The sequence below is a fragment of the Nocardioides sp. NPDC057577 genome, from assembly GCF_042801335.1.
In the GTDB taxonomy this organism is placed as follows: domain Bacteria; phylum Actinomycetota; class Actinomycetes; order Propionibacteriales; family Nocardioidaceae; genus Nocardioides.
This window is the reverse complement of record NZ_JBHVGB010000120.1, coordinates 1-18,580: the sequence shown is the minus strand read 5'-3', so window position 1 is coordinate 18,580 and position 18,580 is coordinate 1. Positions and strand designations below refer to the sequence as shown.

General features: G+C 69.8%; 14 protein-coding genes. 5 read left to right on the top strand and 9 right to left on the bottom strand.

Translation table 11 applies throughout. The features are described 5' to 3' along the window. Positions 1 to 143 precede the first annotated feature (143 nt). Positions 144 to 800, top strand: a complete 657-nt coding sequence (locus ACFU7D_RS20600; protein WP_378870595.1) for a hypothetical protein — start codon at positions 144 to 146, stop codon at positions 798 to 800. Positions 801 to 1,093: 293 nt separating this feature from the next. Here the strand turns inward: ACFU7D_RS20600 and ACFU7D_RS20595 are convergent, their stop codons facing one another. The 4 genes from ACFU7D_RS20595 to ACFU7D_RS20580 form a co-directional block, all read right to left on the bottom strand. Continuing rightward, complete coding sequence (locus tag ACFU7D_RS20595) at positions 1,094 to 3,262, bottom strand: TerD family protein (RefSeq protein ID WP_378870593.1); 2,169 nt, start codon at positions 3,260 to 3,262, stop codon at positions 1,094 to 1,096. 285 nt (positions 3,263 to 3,547) lie between these two features. After that, entirely contained in the window at positions 3,548 to 5,311 is a 1,764-nt protein-coding gene (arc, locus tag ACFU7D_RS20590; RefSeq protein WP_378870591.1) for a proteasome ATPase, read from the bottom strand. 150 nt (positions 5,312 to 5,461) lie between these two features. Beyond that, positions 5,462 to 6,451 carry a tRNA (adenine-N1)-methyltransferase gene (locus tag ACFU7D_RS20585; protein WP_378870588.1) on the bottom strand — a complete coding sequence of 330 codons (990 nt, stop codon included), beginning with the start codon at positions 6,449 to 6,451 and terminating at the stop codon, positions 5,462 to 5,464. 48 nt (positions 6,452 to 6,499) lie between these two features. Then, entirely contained in the window at positions 6,500 to 7,672 is a 1,173-nt protein-coding gene (locus tag ACFU7D_RS20580) for a site-2 protease family protein (RefSeq protein WP_378870585.1), read from the bottom strand. 76 nt (positions 7,673 to 7,748) lie between these two features. On the opposite strand from ACFU7D_RS20580, the gene ACFU7D_RS20575 reads away from it, so the two are divergent. Together ACFU7D_RS20575 and ACFU7D_RS20570 are read left to right on the top strand one after the other, a co-directional pair. After that, positions 7,749 to 8,630, top strand: a complete 882-nt coding sequence (locus ACFU7D_RS20575; protein WP_378870583.1) for a RecB family exonuclease — start codon at positions 7,749 to 7,751, stop codon at positions 8,628 to 8,630. Positions 8,631 to 8,720: 90 nt separating this feature from the next. Further along, on the top strand, positions 8,721 to 10,940 hold the full coding sequence (locus ACFU7D_RS20570) for an acyltransferase family protein (RefSeq protein ID WP_378870580.1): 2,220 nt from the start codon (positions 8,721 to 8,723) through the stop codon (positions 10,938 to 10,940). 3 nt (positions 10,941 to 10,943) lie between these two features. Here the strand turns inward: ACFU7D_RS20570 and ligD are convergent, their stop codons facing one another. Further along, positions 10,944 to 11,915 carry a non-homologous end-joining DNA ligase gene (ligD, locus tag ACFU7D_RS20565; RefSeq protein ID WP_378870578.1) on the bottom strand — a complete coding sequence of 324 codons (972 nt, stop codon included), beginning with the start codon at positions 11,913 to 11,915 and terminating at the stop codon, positions 10,944 to 10,946. Positions 11,916 to 12,018: 103 nt separating this feature from the next. Here ligD and ACFU7D_RS20560 point away from each other — a divergent pair, with 103 nt between their 5' ends. Then, positions 12,019 to 12,534, top strand: a complete 516-nt coding sequence (locus ACFU7D_RS20560; protein ID WP_378725975.1) for a SigE family RNA polymerase sigma factor — start codon at positions 12,019 to 12,021, stop codon at positions 12,532 to 12,534. Then, positions 12,531 to 13,370 (top strand): hypothetical protein, encoded by an 840-nt coding sequence (locus ACFU7D_RS20555; protein WP_378870575.1) that lies wholly within the window; start codon positions 12,531 to 12,533, stop codon positions 13,368 to 13,370. The genes ACFU7D_RS20560 and ACFU7D_RS20555 overlap by 4 nt, the downstream gene beginning before the upstream one ends. A 1-nt stretch (position 13,371) precedes the next feature. Here ACFU7D_RS20555 and ACFU7D_RS20550 read toward each other — a convergent pair whose 3' ends face one another. From ACFU7D_RS20550 to ACFU7D_RS20535, 4 genes are read right to left on the bottom strand one after another with little or no spacing between them, the layout of a single operon-like run. Further along, positions 13,372 to 14,829 carry an RsmB/NOP family class I SAM-dependent RNA methyltransferase gene (locus ACFU7D_RS20550; protein ID WP_378870572.1) on the bottom strand — a complete coding sequence of 486 codons (1,458 nt, stop codon included), beginning with the start codon at positions 14,827 to 14,829 and terminating at the stop codon, positions 13,372 to 13,374. Continuing rightward, positions 14,813 to 15,733, bottom strand: a complete 921-nt coding sequence (fmt, locus tag ACFU7D_RS20545; protein WP_378870570.1) for a methionyl-tRNA formyltransferase — start codon at positions 15,731 to 15,733, stop codon at positions 14,813 to 14,815. The genes ACFU7D_RS20550 and fmt overlap by 17 nt, the downstream gene beginning before the upstream one ends. Beyond that, a complete protein-coding gene (def, locus tag ACFU7D_RS20540) occupies positions 15,733 to 16,278 on the bottom strand; it encodes a peptide deformylase (protein WP_378725983.1) in 546 nt (181 codons plus the stop codon). Before def ends, fmt begins: the two co-directional genes overlap by 1 nt. Positions 16,279 to 16,333: 55 nt before the next feature. Beyond that, positions 16,334 to 18,412 carry a primosomal protein N' gene (locus ACFU7D_RS20535; protein ID WP_378870563.1) on the bottom strand — a complete coding sequence of 693 codons (2,079 nt, stop codon included), beginning with the start codon at positions 18,410 to 18,412 and terminating at the stop codon, positions 16,334 to 16,336. Positions 18,413 to 18,580 lie beyond the last annotated feature (168 nt).

Sequence of the window (18,580 nt, the reverse complement as noted above, 5' to 3'; positions counted from 1 at the left end):
AGCCTGAGATCCACGTCTTCACCGCACTCGACTTCCACGGGATCTGACACGGACTGCACATCGAGATCTACAAGAAGCGCCGTTGACCCCGCGCTCGCAAAACGCGATTGCTCCAGACGACACACCTCTGCGATCCTGCCAGCGTGTCCGAGCGGTCCCCATCATTGAAGATCGAGGCGGCCGTCGAGATCTACTTTGACCCCGCGTTCGATCTCTGGCCGACCCTCGGCGCGATACCGGGCGGCCACATCTCCCTTTCCGGAGATCTCACCGATGAGCAGATCGGATCCGTAATTCACGCGAGCCTGCACTGGTTCTACTACGACGACGAACAGCAACCAGCCGCAACCGTCGAGGAGTATCTCGGCCGGGTGACCAACCGGGAGGCCGAGGGTACCGCGGTCATCGTCTGGGGCGGACCGGCGTTCACTGACACCGTCGCCGGGATCACGATGATGCCAGGATGCTGTGTTGCGCTCGACGAGCGCGACGAGGTCTACGGCTTCCTCGCCGGGCGGTCAGAGTTCGCCTGCCTCGGCCACTCACCCGACACGGGCCTCGAGATGGATGCCGACCAGATCCTGATCACTCAGCACGACGACGAAGGCCTCGTCCTCGCCACCCTCGAGTGCCCGAGAGACCAGTTGGACGCCGCGCTCGCCGTCATGGAGTCCGACATCGACGCCTTCCTCGCTGCGCTGCCCGCCTGGGCCACCCGGCATGTGCCGACCCACGCAGCCGAGCTCAGCAAAGCCGTCGCCGAAGGACTTCGGATATCGGAGTCGAGCGAGAAGCCGTAGCGCGCACGGAGCGGCGGCAGTTTCCTCGTCATTCACGACTACGGCATGGGGCCGCGTCTGGTGATGGGTGCTGCCGTGATGCCCGAGGAGGTCCTCCGCCGGGCGGCCGAGGTCGAAGTAGTCGACGCACCAATTCGATGTCCGCCCCCTCGCCGCGGGTGCGATCGAACCAACGGAGGGCTCCGCCTATGTGCGAAGCCCTCGAAGGAGGCAGAGGAAGGCGTGGCGACTGTTCAACGAGAGGTTTGAGAAGGAAGTCGCCTCATGGCCTCGGCCAAGCTCAACGTTACCGATCAGGCTGGGACGAGGTCCATCAGGTTCCGTGGCGTGATCACCCGACACCCCTCAGGCACGTCATCCGGCATCTCCGATGAGATGAACGTCGAACCTGGCAAAGGCACCGAGTCGATCGTGACACTTGTCTCCGAGGCACGCAGTAGCCCAGCCAGGTAGCCGAGATCGAGGTGGGTTCGGGCGTCGATCGCGCGGACCTGTTCGGTCGTGAGCCCGGCGTTGCCTTCGACGGTGTTGAAACGCGGGGCACCTGGCTGGGAGAGGTTGAGCCAGAGCGCCTGCCACACGCCCGCGCGGCGTACGAACGCCACGGGCAGCGACACGCGCCCCGGACCGGTGAGATCTGAACGCATGCGCACCGTGGCCGGCTCGAACGGCAGGCCCTCCTGCCCCGGAGAGCGCTCCATGTATCCGAAATACGCCTCCGCGCACTGCTCGAACGACTCGCCGGAGTAGACGTTGACCTGCGGAACGATTACGTCAGCGCGGACGCGGCCCAATTCGATGTCGATCATCTCGCTGGCGCCCTCGGGCGCCTCGACGATGTCCCCGGAGTGGACCATGCCGGCACCGGTCAACTCGGTGTAAGAGACCTGGCTGGCGAAGGTGAAGTCGGCGTGGAGAAGCAGGCAGGAAAGATCCAGATCTGTCCTTTCCCTCGCCTGGCGCCAGTGCACGAAGAAGCGCAGCGCCTCCCCGTCGATCCGCGTACGGGAACCCCTCGGTAGCGTCCCGAACCCATCAGAACGCACCCGCCCAGACAGTGGGAGGGTGACGCCGAGCATCGACGGGTCGATCACCACCTGCTCCCCCAGGTCCAAGCGGCGCCGGTACTCCACGTCGCACGCCGCTCGCACCCGCGCGATCGTCTCGGCATCAAGCGCGCCTCGTCGGTCCTGCTCGGCATGAGCGTGCCCGCGTCGATTGACAAAGACGCGTGCGCCGCCGACGTCGGCGCGGTTCACCACGTGCTCACGCAGCGACAGCACCAGCCGGCCCGCGACCTTCGGCAATGCGCTTTCGACAGCATCAAGGACGGCCGCGTGCTCGGCCGGCGTCGAGGCCATTCGGATCATCCGATCGAACGCACGCACCAGCATCCCCGGGGCCGTCGCAAGCGTCGCCACGGCCGCGGTGAGCTCACCGTTGATCACCGCACGCTCGACCCGGGCCGCCAAGGTCGGCATACGCCGCGGGTCACGGGCCGTCGCGAAGACCTCAGTGGCGTACGAAGACTGTGGATACTCCCCCGCGTGCAACCGCTCACCTAGCCGCTTCCAGGCTTCGCGCTCACGCACCGCATCGGCGGCGCGAGCCGAATCCTTCGCAACCACCGCATCCAGCGCCCCCAACAGCAAGCGGCGCAGGCGCCGGGGCAAGGAGACAAACCTGGTCGGCGTCGCCAACGTGACGTCACCGCCGCTCAATGCCACGGCGAGGCGCAGCACGTCGGTCACCGTGGTGACGTGCGGGCTCCTTCCCGCGCGGACCTGGGCAGCGTTGACGACGGCGAGGCGCTCACGTGCCGGGACCGCGACCGGTTGCTCCATGTCGGCACAGAACTCCGCGAGGACCGCCAGGTCAGCGAGCTCCTCCAGGCTTGGCGGGGTCGTGCGCGCCGCCCATGCCAGGTAGAGCTCGTGTGCGGCTTCCTCCACCGGAGCACCGAGACGCAAGACGGTTCGCCGGTCGCTGAGCGCCGGGACGAAGGCGCCGTGCGCAGCCACCATCTCCGTGTACGTGTGCTGATAGCGGCCATAGCGAGGGAGCGCAAGCAGGTTCAAACCACCCTTGGTCGGGAAGAGCCGATCGATCTCCTCCTCGCTGGTCACCGTGGCGAGCGCCTCGGTCAGCAGCCCGACCCAAAAGTCCACCGTGTCCGGCACGTTCCGTGGGAAGTCACGGAAGTAGATGTTGTGCTTCGCCCGAGCGCCCACAGCCGCAGCCGTGATCGCGACGATCTCCTCGGCCATCTCGCGACCCACGGACTCCTCGACCTCGGCAAGGTGAGCGAGGACCTCGGGCGATGCCTTGAACCCGGCCGCCATCAGCGCGACGTCGACCTGCCTGGCCAGCACCTCGCCATCCGGGCGGCCGGCTGATGTCTCCGGTGCCCGTGGAACAGTCCACGTCGACCGGATCAACACCTCACGTACGCCCTTCAACACGAGGAGATCATCTCAGCCCACCACCGGTGTCCGCCTCCCGGTTTCCCGACGCCACCGGATCCACGCTCCGGTGCTCCTCAGCCGCACGCCATCACCGTTTGCAAAGAAGACACCCCGGATGGGTCATCCGCACACTCGTCGCTGGACACAGTCCACACATGACGACCGAACCCCGTATTCGATTACAGATCGCAGCCGCGGCAGATACCCGTGTCGACCGCCGACGAACAGACATCCGCCCGTGACCAAACGAGCAGGTCACGGGCGGATTGTCAGGCGATCTGTTTACAGGTACTGACCCGTGTTCGATACCTGCTCGATCGAACGACCCGGCTCGGTGCCCTGCTTGCCGGTGATGAGCGTGCGGATGAAGACGATCCGCTCGCCCTTCTTGCCGGAGATGCGGGCCCAGTCGTCGGGGTTGGTGGTGTTGGGGAGGTCCTCGTTCTCCTTGAACTCGTCCACGCAGGCCTGGAGCAGGTGCTGCACCCGCAGACCCTTCTGGCCGGAGTCCTCGCCGGAGTCCAGGAAGGACTTGATGGCCATCTTCTTGGCCCGGTCGACGATGTTCTGGATCATCGCGCCGGAGTTGAAGTCCTTGAAGTAGAGGATCTCCTTGTCGCCGTTGGCGTAGGTGACCTCCAGGAAGCGGTTCTCCTCGGACTCCGTGTACATCCGCTCGACGACCGTGCGGATCAGCTCGTCGACGGTGGCCTGCTTGTCGCCGTTGAACTCGCCCACGTCGGTCGGGTGCAGCGGCAGGCCGGGGACCAGGTACTTCGAGAAGATGTCACGAGCACCCTCGGCGTCGGGACGCTCGATCTTGATCTTCACGTCCAGACGGCCCGGACGCAGGATCGCCGGGTCGATCATGTCCTCACGGTTGGAGGCACCGATCACCAGCACGTTCTCCAGAGCCTCGACGCCGTCGATCTCGGAGAGGAGCTGCGGAACGATGGTGTTCTCCACGTCGGAGGAGACACCGGTGCCACGTGTGCGGAACAGCGAGTCCATCTCGTCGAAGAAGACGATCACCGGGGTGCCGGCCGCGGCCTTCTCACGAGCCCGCTGGAAGACCAGGCGGATGTGGCGCTCGGTCTCACCGACGTACTTGTTGAGGAGCTCGGGGCCCTTGATGTTGAGGAAGTAGGACTTGCCGTCCGCTCCCGTCTTCGCGGCGACCTTCTTCGCGAGGCTGTTGGCGACAGCCTTCGCGATCAAGGTCTTGCCACAGCCCGGAGGACCGTAGAGCAGCACACCCTTGGGCGGCTTGAGCTGGTGCTCGATGAAGAGGTCGGGGTAGAGGTACGGCAGCTCGACCGCGTCCTGGATCTGCTCGATCTGGCCGGCGAGGCCACCGATCGACTCATACGAGATGTCGGGCACCTCCTCCAGGACGAGCTCCTCGACCTCGGACTTCGGCACCTTCTCGTAGACATAGCCCGACCGTGGTTCGAGCAGCAACGAGTCACCGGCGCGGATGGCGTCCTGAAGCAGCGGCTCGGCGAGACGCACGACCCGTTCCTCGTCGGCGTTGGCGATCACCAGGGCGCGCTCACCGTCGGCGAGCAGCTCCTTGAACATCACCACCTCGCCGACCTTCTCGTACTCCATCGCGGCCACGACGTTCAGCGCCTCGTTGAGCATGACCTCCTGGCCATAGCGCAGCTCGTCGAGGTCGACGTTGGGCGATGCGGTCACCCGGAGCTTGCGCCCGCCGGTGAAGACATCGATCGAGTCGTCCTCGTTGCGCTCGATGAAGGTGCCGAAGCCTGCTGGCGGCTGTGCCAGCCGGTCGACCTCCTCCTTGAGCTTGATGATCTGGTCTCGGGCATCCCGAAGCGTCACGGTGAGTCGCTCGTTCTGCGACGTAACGGCGGACAGGGAGCGCTGCGCGTCGGCGAGCCGCGCCTCCAGGCCACGCGAAGATCCGGGCATCTCGGTCAGTCTGTGCCGCAGGTCGGTCACCTCAGCTTCGAGGAAACGGACATGACTCTCGAGCTCCTCGGGGCTGCGCCCCTCGGAACGGAATCCATCGGATGTCGACATCAGCACACCTCCTCTACTGCTTCGACCCTACAAGGGAGAGGGGCAGGAGAGGAGAAGGATTTACCGGTGTTGGACACTATTCGTCGGCAGCGGCCGAGTTCGTGTCGACCCGTGGCACACCGGACAGATGTACGCCGTCGCGGAGCGGACTCAGTCCACCTCGGCGCCATCCTCGGGCAGGACGTCCACGACCGGCTCAGGAACCGGCATGTCTGCCGGGCGCGGGCCGGTGTAGTCAGGTCCGTACGCCCCGGGCGCAGGTCGACGCGTCTTGCGCGGCGCACGCTCGCCCGGTGCCAGCTTCCTGGCCGTGACCAGGAAGGCGGTGTGGCCGATCATCTTGTGACCCGGCCGGACCGCGAGACCCTCGACGTGCCAGTCGCGCACCAGCGACTCCCAGGCCTGCGGCTCGGTGAACCCGCCGTGGGCGCGGACCGTCTCGACGAAGCGGGACAGCTGGGTGGTGGTCGCGACGTAGGCGCAGACCATGCCACCGGGGTAGAGCGCCTCGGCCGCCGCGTCGACGCACTCCCACGGAGCGAGCATGTCGAGGATCAGCCGGTCGCAGCGGATCTGCTGGCGCGGCAGCTCCTCCTGGAGGTCGCCCAGGTTGAGCGACCAGCTCGGGTGGGACTCCCCTGCCGGCGTACCGAAGAACTGGTCGACGTTCTTGCGGGCGACCTCGGCGAACTCCTCGCGACGCTCGAAGGAGGTGACCTTGCCGAACGGGCCCACCGCGCGCAGCAGCGAGCAGGTCAGGGCGCCGGAGCCGACCCCGGCCTCCACCACGGAGGCACCCGGGAAGATGTCGGCCATGGCGACGATCTGGGCGGCGTCCTTGGGGTAGACCACCGCGGCGCCGCGCGGCATCGAGACCACGAACTCCGACAGCAGCGGGCGGAAGACCAGGTATTCACCGCCCGTCGAGGCGGTGACCGTGAAGCCCTCCTCGCGGCCGATCAGCTCGTCGTGATCGATGTGGCCCTTGTTGGAGAAGAAGCGCTTGCCGGCGACGAGCTCGAAGTTGTGGCGGCGACCCTTGGTGTCGGTCAGCCGCACCCACTCGCCCTCACGAAGCGGCCCGCGGTGCACGCCCGCTCGGGCCTCGGCCGGAATGTCTGGGATATCAGCGCTTGACACCCGCCGAGGCTACCCGTTCTCCCGGCCAACCCGGCAAACCGCGATCCCTCAAGCTCCCGCGCGGAAGGCAGCGTCGACGTCGGAGGTGACCAGTACGCCATAGATCGAGCCGTCGGGCTCGACCAAGAGGTATTCGGGTGCCGGGGTCTTGGAGATCGCCTTGACCAGGGACTCACCGTCGATGTCGGCCGGGAGGGTGAGGCCGTCCTCGAGCTGACGGGTGACCGTCGAGGTGGCCATCCAGGGACGACGATCCTCCGGGGTAGCCAGCAGCGCGCCCTCGTGGACGAGACCGATCGGCTCGCCGCCGCTGCTCACCGTGACGATGCTGCCGGCCTCGGCCTCCTGGGCGCGGCGTACGGCCTCGGCGAGCGGAAGATCGGCGGGGACGGCCAGGGTGCGGCGGGCGAGGTCGCGGGCGACGAGGAGCGGGAGCCGCATGCGCGCTCTCGCCGACATGATCGCCGCGGAGGCACCGCTCCAGAGGAAGACGCCGATGATCACCGCGAGGACGTAGTCGGTGAGGTCGGGCTGGACGCCGAGGATCTGCCCCTGGATGAAGGGCCACAGCAGCACGACGACCGCAAGGACCCGCCCGGCCCAGCCGGCGACGATGTTGCCGCGGTTGATGTCGCCGGTCGCGGCCCACACCCCCGCCTTGAGCAACCGGCCGCCGTCGAGAGGCAGGCCGGGGACGAGGTTGAGCACGCCGACGAAGAGGTTGGTGAACCACAGGCCGGTGATGAACAGCCCGACCAGGCCGCCGGGGGTGAGGAAGGAGACACCGAAGGCAGCTGCCGCAACGGCCAGCGAGACCAGCGGTCCGACGACAGCGATCCAGAACTCGTCGCGGGGCCGTCTCGCCTCCTTCTCCACGGAGGTGGCGCCGCCGAGGAAGTGGAGCATGATCACACCCACGGGATAGCCGAGCCGCTTGGCGACGACCGCGTGGGCCGCCTCGTGCAGCAGGACGGCGCCGTAGAGGACGACCGCGAAGGCAAAGCCGGCGACGTACGTCAGCCAGCCCAGCCCCGGCGCCACCTCGTCGATCTGGGGCGCCATCAACCAGGCGATCAGCGCCGCGATGAGGAACCAGGACGGTGTCACCAGGACGTCGCTGCCCGCGACGGAACCGACCTTGATCGTGCCCGGGACTCGGGGGGTGGGCTCCGCCTCGTCGACCGGCTTGTCGCGGTCGGGGCGTGGGTCAGGGTCTGCCACATTCCGAGCGTACTTGAACGGCGGTTGCCAGGTGGTGTCGACCCGGTTGTCGGTGCTTGCGAATAGTGTCGAGGTCATGAGCACCTCACCTGCCGATTCGCTGTCGACCCCCGTCGACGGCGTCAACGTGCTGGGGTCGCTCTCCCCGAGCCGCGCGAGCGACTTCACCTCGTGCCCGCTGCTCTACCGGTTCCGCACCATCGACCAGCTTCCCGAGCCGCCCTCGGAGGCGGCCGCGCGCGGGACCGTGGTGCACAAGGTGCTCGAGGACCTCTTCGACCTGCCCGCTCCCGAGCGCACGCCCCGGCAGGCGAAGTCGATGGTGGAGCAGGCGTGGGAGGACGTACGCAGCCTCGACCCGGCACTGGCGACGCTCTTCACCTCCGGGGCCGACGACGCGGAGGAGGGCTGGCTGGAGTCGTGCCGGCAGGTGCTGCGGCACTACTTCGACCTGGAGGACCCGCGCCGTCTGGAGCCCGCCGAGCGCGAGCACTACGTCGAGGCGCTGCTCGACTCCAAGCTGCTGCTGCGCGGCTTCATCGACCGTGTCGACGTCGCCGCCGACGGCCGGATCCGGGTGGTCGACTACAAGACCTCGAGGATCCCCAGCGAGGCGTACGAGGCGAAGGCGCTGTTCCAGCTCAAGTTCTACGCCCTGGTGATCTGGCGCACGCGGGGCGTGGTGCCGGCGATGCTGCAGCTGATCTACCTCGGCTCCGGCGACATCCTGCGCTACGTGCCCGACGAGGCCGACCTGCTCGCGACCGAGCGCAAGGCCGAGGCGATCTGGCGGGCCATCCGCACCGCCCAGGAGACCGGCGAGTGGCAGCCGAACCCGGGGAAGCTCTGCGGATGGTGCGCCCACAAGCCGCTGTGCCCCGCCTTCGGCGGCACTCCTCCCCCACTTCCGGCGACCGCAGGCCCCGTCGCCGCCGGAAACGACGTCGATCTCGACTAGGACCCTAGGCGCGTCTACCAGGATCGGCCGGTTGCGAGAGTTATCGTCGCGACGAATGTGACGAATGCGCTGAGGGAGGTGCGGCTGCTCGTGGAGTCGACAGGCCCCACCTCGTCTCGGCATCGTCCCGACATCCAGGGCCTCCGCGCGATCGCGGTGCTCGCGGTCGTCGCGCTGCACGTCGGCTTCGGATCGCTGACCGGCGGCTTCGTCGGCGTCGACGTCTTCTTCGCGATCTCGGGCTTCCTGATCACCCAGCAGCTCATGCGGCAGGTACGCACCGAGGGCCGGGTCAGCCTGCTCGGCTTCTACGCGCGCCGGGCCCGCCGGATCCTGCCGGCGGCGACGCTGGTGCTGCTCGCGACCGTCGTCTATGCAGCCCTCTTCCTCGGTTTCGTACGCACCCGCGTGATCGCCCTCGACGCGCTGTGGTCGGCGGCGTTCGCCGCGAACTTCCGGTTCGCGTCGCTGGAGACCGACTACTTCTCCGCAGCGCTGCCGCCCTCGCCGCTGCAGCACTTCTGGTCCCTCGCGGTCGAGGAGCAGTTCTACCTGGTCTGGCCGCTGATGATCCTGGGCTGCCTGTGGGCGATGAGACTGCGCAGCCGGAACGCCGCGACGGACGGCTCCGCCAAGCCCGACCAACGCAGACGCAGGCGCGTGCTGGTCATCGCTCTCGGCGTCGTCATCGTGGCATCGCTGCTGGCCTCGGCGGTGCTGACCCGGACCAGCCCGGAGGCGGCTTACTTCTCGCCGTTCACCCGCGCCTGGGAGCTCGGCCTGGGCGCGATCGCGGCGATCGCGTTCCGCGACGACGGGTCGCAGGACGCCACCGCGCGCTGGCGGGCACAGGTGCTCTCGGCGTTCGGGATGTTCTTCATCGTGTGCGCCTGCCTGCAGTTCAACGACGCGACCCCGTTCCCGGGCACCCCGGCACTGGTGCCGGTTCTCGGCAGCGTCTTCATCATCGTGGCCGGCACGCTGTGGCACGGCCCGACGGTGGTCGGCCGGCTGCTGTCGGTGCCGCCGCTGCAGGTCGTCGGCAACTGGTCCTACTCGCTCTACCTGTGGCACTTCCCGGTGCTGGTCCTCGCCGAGCTGCAGCTGGGTCGCGAGCTGCGCTGGTGGGAGCAGGTGCTCCTCGTCGCACTTGCGCTCGGCCTGGCGGGGCTCTCCTACCACTTCGTCGAGGAACCGTTCCGGCGCGGCATCATCTGGCGCCGTCCGGCGTTCGGTCGAGCCGCCACGCTGGGCCCGGTGGCGCTCTACCCGCTGAGCATCACCCTGGTCGCGGTGACCTGCTTCGGCGCCAACACCTACGCCACCGGGACCGCGCGCGACGGCTACCAGCCGGCGATCACGCTGGCCGAGGCTGACTCCTCCGCCTCTTCGGGACCGTCAAAGCAACCCGACCGACCGGCGTCGAGCGCCGCACCGCCCGCGGCCAAGCCGCAGGCGCCCGACGCGCTCCCCGCGCTGGTGAAGGCCTCGGTGCTCGCGGCCCGCAAGAACCAGGCGATCCCGACCAACCTGAAGCCGGGCCTCACCAACCTCTCCGACGACGTGGAGTCGGTCGGCGAGTGCAACTACTACTCGACGAAGGTACGCAAGCTGTGCCCGCGCGGTGACGCCGACGCCGAGAAGACGATCGTGGTCATCGGCGACTCCCACGCCCGCCACTGGACACCCGCGGTCGAGGAGATCGCCGAGCGCTCGGGCTACCGCGCCTACATGCTGGCGATGCCCCAGTGCACCGTCTCGCTGGTCACCCCCGACAAGATCGACAGCACCGACCCGATGACGTCGTGCGACGACTTCCACGACTTCATGCTCTCGTCGGTCAAGAAGCTCCGCCCCGACCTGCTGCTGATCTCCTCGCGCCCGATCAGCGCCGCCTACCACGACTCCTCGGGCCGGCACACCGACCGCGAGGACGTACGCCGCGCCGTCTACCGCGGCTACCAGCGCCTGCTGGCCCAGGTGAAGCCTGTCGCCAAGCGCACCGTGTGGCTGCGCGACGTACCGGCGCTCGAGTTCGACCCGGCCACCTGCCTGAGCAGCAACAAGACGCTCTCGCCCTGCACCTACAAGCCGCTCGAGAGCCAGCAGGACGGCGCCGATCTGCAGATGCAGGCGGCCAAGGCGGCGCGCGTGGAGACAGTCGACCTCGACGACATGTTCTGCGACAGCGTCGGCATCTGCACCACCGTCGTGGGCGACACGATCACCCACCGCGACGGCCACCACCTCACCGCGACCTACTCCCAGGAGCTGGGTCGCACCCTCGGCGAGCGGCTCAAGGTCTGGTGACGGTCACTCGGCGTCGGGTTCGGCGTCGGGTGGTGTCTCGGCGCCGTCGCGCTCGTCCCGGTCGGCCCACTCGAGCAGCGGCTGGATCGAGAACGGATGGTCGTCGATGTCGGCGTGCAGGTCGCCGATCTCCGCGAACCGTGCCGGCACCGTACGCATCGTGAACTCGCGCGGGTCGACGTCCTTGGTCTCCTCCCAGGTGATCGGGGTGGAGACCCGGCCGTCGGCGACGCCGCGGATCGAGTAGGCACACGCGATCGTGTGGTCCCTGGTGTTCTGGTTGAAGTCCACGAACAGCTGCGCCGGGTCGCGATCCTTGCGCCACCAGGCGGTGGTGACCAGCTTCGGTGCCCGGCGCTCGACCTCGCGGGCGAAGGCGTGCGCGGCGCGGCGTACGTCACCGAACCCGTGCTCCGCCGGGATCCGGACATAGACGTGCATCCCCGAGCCACCGCTCGTCTTCGGGTAGCCGACCGCGCCCAGCTCGTCGAGGAGCTCGCGGACGATGCCGGCCACTGTCTGCACGGTCGAGAACGGGCACGCCGGACCGGGATCCAGGTCGATGCGCCACTCGTCGGGCTTCTCGGTGTCCTCGCGGCGGCTGTTCCAGGGGTGGAACTCCACCGTCGACATCTGCACCGCCCAGATCACCGCACCGAGCTCGGTCACGCAGAGCTCGTCGGCGGTGCGGCCCCAGCGCGGGAAGTAGAGGCGTACGGTCTCGATCCAGTCGGGCGCCCCCTGCGGCAGCCGCTTCTGGTGCACCTTCGGCCCGGCCAGGCCCTTGGGGAACCGGTGCAGCATGCACGGCCGCTCCCACAGCGCGTTGACGATTCCCGGGCCGACGGCGAGGTAGTACTGCGCCACGTCGAGCTTCGTCGCCCCGGTCTCAGGGAAGTAGACCCGGTCCGGGTTGGAGATCCTGACGACGCGGTTGTCCACCTCGATCTCCACCGACGGGGATGACTTGGCCATGCCCGCCAGCGTAGGCGCTGCGATGATGTGCTGACCCGAAACCCGCTCATCCGAATCCGCACGGGGGTGTCACGTGGACCTCAGGCCGAGGCGTCGAAGGGATGTGAGCACATCGACCGCGAGGACCTCCGCCGAGGAGTTCGCCGACTTCGTCCATGCGACGGGTGGCACGCTCTACCGCACCGCGCTGCTGCTGACGGGTGACCATCACCTCGCCGAGGACCTGACCCAGACGACGTACGCCCGGGTCTTCGCGTCCTGGCGGCGAGTCAGCCGGGCGGACAACCCGGCGGCCTACGCGCGACGTGTGCTCCTCAACGGATTCATCTCCCACCGACGGCTCCGGCGCAACGCCGAGATGCCGACCTCCACGCTGCCGGACGATCCGGGCAGCGATGCCGACCCCAGCGCCCGGATCGACCTGCTTGCCGCCCTCCAGCGGCTGTCGCCGACCGACCGGGCCGTGCTCGTCGCGCGCTACTGGGAGGACCGATCCGTGTCCCAGACCGCTGCCGATCTCGGACTGACCGAGACGGCGGTCCGCACCCGCTCGAAGCGTGCCCTGGAACGGCTGCGCCCGCTGGTGGCGGACATCTTCCCGGAGAGGACCACCCGATGAACGATTCCATGGACAGCCCGGAGACCAGCATCCGTACGGCACTGCAGGAGCGTGTCGCCGACCAGCACCCCGACTACGCCGGGCTCTCGGCCGGCGCGATCAGCGCGGGCTCACGCATCCGGCGCCGCCGGCGCATCACCGTGACCGTCGGTGCCGCTGCGGCCGTGGGCGCCTTCGCCGCGGGCGGCATCGGGCTCTCCCAGCTCCTGAGCACCACCGCCGTGGACCAGTCCCCCCTCGGTGCAGCCGGGGCGCCCTCCGCCTCGGCCTCACCGTCGGCGGCTCCGCTCTCCCCGGGGCAGCGCCTCGACCTCGATGCGGGTGTCACCGGTCTGGTCGTCACCAACGACGAGGCCGAGACGATGCAGATCACCGTGCAGGCGCAGAGCACCGCGCAGGCGGCCCCGGGCAAGTCTCCGGGCGTCGGCATCGGGCTCACCATCGTCCTGTCCGGACCCGCCGATGCGGTCGAACAGATGTGGAGCAACGGCCCGCTGCTCGAGGACTACCCCGGGATCACCCTCGCCACCGAGGGCCTTCCCCATGGGCTCCTCGACGCGGCTCCGGTCAAGCAGCCCGCGGGGTGGACGTGCGAGTGGTACGTGATCGATGACAAGGCGTCCTGCACCTCCGAGGACGGTGGCGTGGCCGGCCTGGTGATCCGCCCGGCGAAGGTCTTCGCCAAGTGGAGCGCGGACCCCGACAAGGCTGGCCCCGGCTCGGGGGCCTACCTCACCGAGGTCCACGGCGACATCTTCATCAGCGTCCACGGTGGGCAGGGCACCACCGACGCCGAGCTCCAGGCCCTCGCCGGCTCGCTCAGGTGGGTCGGCTGAGCTACTCCGGCGTACGTCGCAGCAGCGCCAGGAACATCGCGTCGGTGCCGTGGCGGTGCGGCCACAGCTGAACGGTGCCCGGCAGCGGTCCGGCGCTGTCGGGCACTTCGCCGGCCGTGCCGGAGATGGGCTCGAGGGTCACGTCGGACCGGCCCTCGAGCACGCTCTCCACCACACCCTTCGTCTCGGTGAGCACCGGTGAGCAGGTGGCGTAGAGGACCACGCCGCCCGGCCGGGTCAGGTCGATCGCTCGGTCGAGGAGGGAGCGCTGGAGGTCGACGAGTACGTCAAGGTCGGCCGTCGCACGTCGCCACCGTGCCTCCGGTCTGCGGCGCAGCGCGCCCAGGCCGGTGCACGGCGCGTCGACGAGGACCCGGTCGAAGGTCGCGTCCTTGAACGGCGGCGTGGTCCCGTCGCCCGCCACGACCCCGGCGACGCCGTCCACCTGCGTCCCAGTTGATCGGTCGGTCAGGTTGGCGAGCACGAGTCCGGCGCGGTGCGGCTGGCGCTCGTTGGCCACCAGCAGCGCGCCCTGCTGGGCGGCCAGGGCGGCCAGCAGGGCCGACTTCCCACCCGGTCCGGCGCAGAGGTCCAGCCAGGACTCCGTCCGGCCCTCAGGTCGGTCGGCGCCGGCCTCGGCCAAGGCGATAGCCACGAGCTGCGAGCCCTCGTCCTGTACGCCCGCACGCCCCTCGGCCACGGCGACGATCCCGGCCGGGGAGCCGGAGTCGAGCGTGACCCCGAAGGGCGAGTAGGGCGTCGGCGTGCCGCCGAGCTCGGCAACCGTTGCCCGCCCGGGCCGGGCGACCAGCGTGACCGACGGCGGCGCGTTGTCGGCCTCGAGCAGCGCGTCGACCTGGTCACGACCGACGGCCTCGGCGAGCCGCTCGACCACCCAGCGGGGGTGGCTGAAGGCGACCGAAGCCCAGCCGTCATGGTCCCGCTCGCGCGCGGGCGCCACCTCGGCGACCCACTCGTCCAGGGACTTGCGGGTGAGCTTGCGCAGCACGGCGTTGACGAACCCCGCCGGCCCCTGGCCGACCTTCGACCGGGTCAGATCCACGCTGGTCGAGATCGCGGCATGGTCGGGCACCCGCATGGACAGCACCTGGTGCGCCCCCAGCCGCAGCACGTCGAGCACCTTCGCCTCGACCTTGGCCAGCGGGCGATCGATGCAGGCGGCCAGCACGGCGTCGTAGGTCCCCTGCTGCCGCAGCGTCCCTGAGGCGAGCTCGGTGGCGAAGGCCGCGTCACGGCCCTCCAACCCGAGGCGGCCGAGGACGTGGGGCAGCACCAGGTTGGCGTACGCCTCATCGACCCGCACCGCCTTGAGTACCTCGAACGCGGCCAGCCGGGCCGGATCGGCCGGCTTCGTGCTGCCCTTCGCCCCCGGTCCACGCGGGCCCTGCGGCCGCCTGCCGGGGCGTCTACCCGGCTGCGCTCTATTCGAAGGTGACACCGGACTCCAGACGTACGCCGCGGGCCCAGTCTGCCGCCGGCATCTCCTTCTTGCCGAACGCCTTCACCCGGCCCAGCCGGACCGCGGTGGTGCCGGTGCCGACGAGGACCTCGTTCTTGCGGACGACCAGCTCGCCGGCGGTCACCGACTCCTCGGCGATCGTGACCGGTCCGACCTTGAACCGCTCTCCGTCGAGCAGCGTCCAGGCCCCCGGCGCCGGCGTGCAGGCGCGGATCTGCCGGTCGATGGCCACGGCGTTCTGCGTCCAGTCGATCCGGGCGTCCTCGACGGTGATCTTGTCGGCGTAGGTGACCCCGTCGACGGGCTGCTCGCGCGCCTCCAGCGAGCCGTCCTCGATGCCGTCGAGCGTGGACACCAGCAGCCCGGCCCCACCCTCGGTGAGCTTCTCGAAGAGCGAACCGGAGGTCTCGCCGGGCGCCAGCGCCTGGGTCATGGTGCCGAAGACCGGGCCGGCGTCCATCGCCTTGACGATCCTGAAGGTGGTGGCCCCGGAGATCTCCTCGCCGGCCCAGACCGCGCGCTGCACCGGAGCGGCGCCACGGTAGGCGGGCAGGAGCGAGAAGTGCAGGTTGACCCAGCCGTGCCGCGGGATGTCCAGCGCCGACTGCGGCAGCATCGCGCCATAGGCGACCACCGGGCAGCAGTCGGGTTCGAGCGCCTTCAGCTCGGCCTGGAAATCGGGCTCGCGCGGATGCTCCGGCTTGAGCACCGGAACCCCCAGCTCCTCGGCGCGCTGCGCGACCGGCGAGGGCACCAGCCGCTTGCTGCGGCCCTGGGCGGCATCGGGGCGGGTGACGACACCGACGAGCTCGTGACGCGAGGCCGCGATCGCGTCCAGTGAGGGGACGGCCACCTCGGGCGTACCTGCGAAGACGACCCTCATCAGAACCCGAACCCGTTCGTCGCGTGCGGGGAGATCTTCACGGTCGGCTTCTCGAGGCCGAACCACTCCGACTCCCGGATCTCCCTCATCGCCGCCTTGCGCGCGGCCTCGTCGAGCCGGTCGATGAACAGGATGCCGTCGAGGTGGTCGGTCTCGTGCTGGATGGCCCGGGCGAGCAGCTCGGAGCCCTCGATCGTCACGGGCTCACCGTGCATGTTGAACCCCTTCGCCACCACCGACAGGGCCCGGCGGCAGTCGAAGGTGATGTCGGGCAGCGACAGGCAGCCCTCTCCCCCGTCCTGCGTCTCCTCCGACAGGGTCAGATCGGGGTTGATCAGGTGACCCACCTGGCCGTCGACGTACCAGGTGAAGACCCGCAGGCTCACCCCGATCTGGGGAGCTGCCAGTCCGGCGCCGGGTGCCTCGAGCATGGTGTCGGTCAGGTCGGCGACGAGCTTGTGCAGCTCCTTGTCGAAGTCGACGACCTCGATCGCTGGCTTGCGCAGCACGGGGTCGCCGAAGAGTCGGATGGACTGGACTGCCACTGGTCTCCTAGGTGGTCGAGCGTGTCGGGACCACAATACGTGGGCTGAGCGTCGGTCAGAGCGTCGGCGGATCCACCTGGACCCGCACCGGGTCGAGCTTGCGCGCCGACCGCACCCGCTGCAGCTCCCCGAGTGCCTCGGTGAGCTGCACTCCGAGGGATCGCGGCACCCGTACGACCGCGCGCAGCCGTGGCTCTCCGGTGGACGTGGGCTCGGCGGGCACCGGCCCGAGCACCTCCGCACCCGGCGGCAGCGCGAGCAGGGTGAGCGCGTCGTCGAGCGCCCCGGGCGTGCCGGTGATGGTGGCCAGGCGCGAGGCCGGCGGAAGGTGGGCCTCCTGGCGCGCCGCCGCCTCGCGCCGGGCGAACCCCGGCTGGTCCCAGCGCACCAGCGCCTGCAGCACCGACAGCGCCGGGTCACCGACCACGAGAACCCGCCCACCGGGCCGCACCAGCCCCGCGGCGTTGCTCCAGCGACGCAGCGCCTCCTCGTCCGTACGCAGATCCGGCCGCCCCAGCAGCAGCCAGGTGTCGAGCAGCAGCACCCCGGCATAACCGCCCTCGGCGACCGGCTCGGCGCCGACGGTCGCGACCACGATCGCCGGTGTGCCCGGCACCGTCTGCCTGACCGCCCCCGCCGAGGAGGTCACCACCCGCACCCCGGCGAACGAGCGACCCATCTCCTCGGCCGTGCGCGCCTCACCGATGATCGGCGCCCGCAGCCCGAACCCTCCGCAGGATCCGCACGCCCAGGCCGTCTCGACATGACCGCACCAGCCGCACGTCGGCGGTTCGGCCGGACCCCCGAGCCGCAGCGGCCCCTGACAGGCCGAGCACCTGGCCGGCGTACGACAACGGTCGCACGCCAGCGACGCCGCGTAGCCCCGCCGTGGCGTCTGCAGGAGGACGGGGCCGGTGGCCAGCGCGGACCGGACGATCTCGTGGGCCTCGCGAGGCACCCGCGAAGCACGGGTGAGCGGGTCCTTCTCGAGGTCGAAGTCGGTGTCGCCGGTGATCTCGATGCTCACCCGCTCGCGGGCCAGCGCCCGGGTGGGACGGATCTCCTGCGCCCAGCCGGTCTCGGCCAGGAAGCCGGCCTCCACGGTCCGGGCGAAGCCACCCACGAGCGCGGCCGCCTGCTCCTGCTCGGCCCGCAGCAGCAGCACGTCACGCGCGTGCGGGTAGGGCGCGCGCTGCTCGGCGAGCAGGTCGTCGCCGTCCTCCCAGGTGACCACCAGGCCGAGGTCGTGCACCGGCGCGAAGGCCGCGGCCCGGGTGCCGATCGCCACCTTCACCGCGCCCCGGGCGACCCGGAGGAACTCCCGGTAGCGCGAGGCGGGACCGGCGTCGGCGGCGAGCACCGCATGCTGCCCTTCCCCCAGCACCTTGGTCATCGCGACGTCGAGACGGGCGAGGTCCTTCCAGTCCGGCACCACGACCAGCGCACCGCGCCCGGAGGCCAGCGTCGCCGCGGTCGCGTGAGCGATCAGGTCGGCGTGATCGGTCCCGGCTGCGGCGTGCCAGACCGCGCGCGGCGCGCCGCCGGAGGCCAGGTGTCGCAGGAACGCGCCCGCGGGCTCATGGCCGGCCCAGGCCGCGGCCGCGGCAGCGGCATCGAAGGCGCTGTCCGCCGGAGCGAGCGCTGAGGGCTCCTTCTCGGTCGACGCGTGCCGAGGAGGGATCGCCAGCCGGAGGACGTCGGCCCGGGCACCCGCGTAGCGCCGGGCGACCGACTCGCTCAGCGCGGCCACCTGCGGGGTCAGCACCGCCTCGGAGCTGACGACACGCTTGAGCGGCTGCAGCTTCGCATGCTCGGAGGCTTCGGCCCGCGCCACGACGAACCCGTCGACATCCTTGGGGCCGAACCGCACCTTCACCCGGACCCCGGGCTGCGCCTCCTCGGCCATCGAAGCCGGAACCGCATAGTCGAAGGGCCGGTCCAGGTGGGCCATCGGCAGGTCGACCAAGACCTTTGCGACCGGATCGACCTCGGCGATCGACGCCTCCGCGGCCTTCCGCGCCCGCGTGGCCGCCGCCTTCGCCCGCCCCTCCTTGACCCGGTCGCGAACCAGCCCGGGCAGCTCCAGCTCGGCTGCCCCGGCTGTCTCCTGCGGATCCCGGCTCACAACCGCCATTTCTATCAGCCTGCGCCGACATCCGAGCCTTGCCCGGCGCTTGCGCCGGGCAAACGCGAGGAGATCGAGCGAGCGCAGCGGGTGAGCTTGCGAACCCGCGAAGCGGGTCGAGATCGACGTGAACGACGCCGCGTCCTGACCAAAAACCCTGCCGAGTCGGCGCGTTAG

Coding starts and splice junctions, on each gene's coding strand:
- ACFU7D_RS20535 (WP_378870563.1), bottom strand. CDS start 18,412: ATGGCGGTTGTGAGCCGGGATCCGCAGGAGACAGCCGGGGCAGCCGAG.
- fmt (WP_378870570.1), bottom strand. CDS start 15,733: ATGAGGGTCGTCTTCGCAGGTACGCCCGAGGTGGCCGTCCCCTCACTG.
- arc (WP_378870591.1), bottom strand. CDS start 5,311: ATGTCGACATCCGATGGATTCCGTTCCGAGGGGCGCAGCCCCGAGGAG.
- ligD (WP_378870578.1), bottom strand. CDS start 11,915: ATGGCCAAGTCATCCCCGTCGGTGGAGATCGAGGTGGACAACCGCGTC.
- ACFU7D_RS20575 (WP_378870583.1), top strand. CDS start 7,749: ATGAGCACCTCACCTGCCGATTCGCTGTCGACCCCCGTCGACGGCGTC.
- ACFU7D_RS20555 (WP_378870575.1), top strand. CDS start 12,531: ATGAACGATTCCATGGACAGCCCGGAGACCAGCATCCGTACGGCACTG.